The organism is Streptomyces africanus, assembly GCF_002150735.1.
Classification (GTDB): Bacteria; Actinomycetota; Actinomycetes; order Streptomycetales; family Streptomycetaceae; genus Streptomyces; species Streptomyces africanus.
In genome coordinates, this window is record NZ_MUKA01000674.1 from 1 (window position 1) to 731 (window position 731).

Here is a 731-nt window from a genome sequence, read left to right on the forward strand (position 1 = left end):
GGCGCCGGGAGCGGGGCGGGGAGGGGGCGGGCGGTTCGGTCATGGCTTCGTCGCGGCCGTCGCGGTGCTGGACGGGGGCAGGGCCGAGGCCGCCCGGGTGAGCCCGGCGACGGTGAGGGCGCCGCCGCTCAGCTCCGCCGTCACGGACCCCCGGACGAAGACCAGGGTGCGCCCGCACACGCTCGCGACCTCCTCGAAGTCGGTGGACAGGAGCAGCACCGCGAGGCCCGCCGACAGGGCCTCGTCGAGCAGGCGGTGGATCGCGGCCTTGGCGCCGATGTCGACGCTCGCGGTCGGCTCCTCGAGGATCAGCAGCCGCAGCCGAGTCCGCAGCCAGCGGCCGATCATGACTTTCTGCTGGTTCCCGCCGGAGAGCGTGGCGATGGGGGCCTCGCTGTCGCGGGGGCGCACCGAGAACCGGTCGATCAGGGCGGCGGCCTGCGCACGTTCGCGGCGGGGACCGATCCAGCGCGGTGCCGGCCGGCCGCCCGCGCGGGGATTGGCCAGGAGGTTCTCCCGCACGGTCAGTTCGGCGAGACAGCCCTCCCCCAGCCGGTCCCCCGGCACGAAGCCCACGCCCCGGGCGACGGCCTCCGCGACCGAGCGGGGCCGATAGGGCCGCCCGTGCAGCACGGCCCGCCCCCCGAGAAGGGGCCGGTCCCCGGCGAGGGCACGCCCCAGATCCGTGTGTCCGGCGTCCGAGAGCCCGACCAGCCCGAGCACCTCACCGG

At 76.9% G+C, this 731-nt stretch carries 1 protein-coding gene; it reads right to left on the minus strand.

Going from position 1 to position 731, the window contains the following annotated elements:
- Positions 1-39 precede the first annotated feature (39 nt).
- Positions 40-731, minus strand: a 692-nt coding sequence (locus CCL05_RS43310) for an ATP-binding cassette domain-containing protein (RefSeq protein ID WP_143590076.1), incomplete at its 5' end; no start/stop codon positions are given.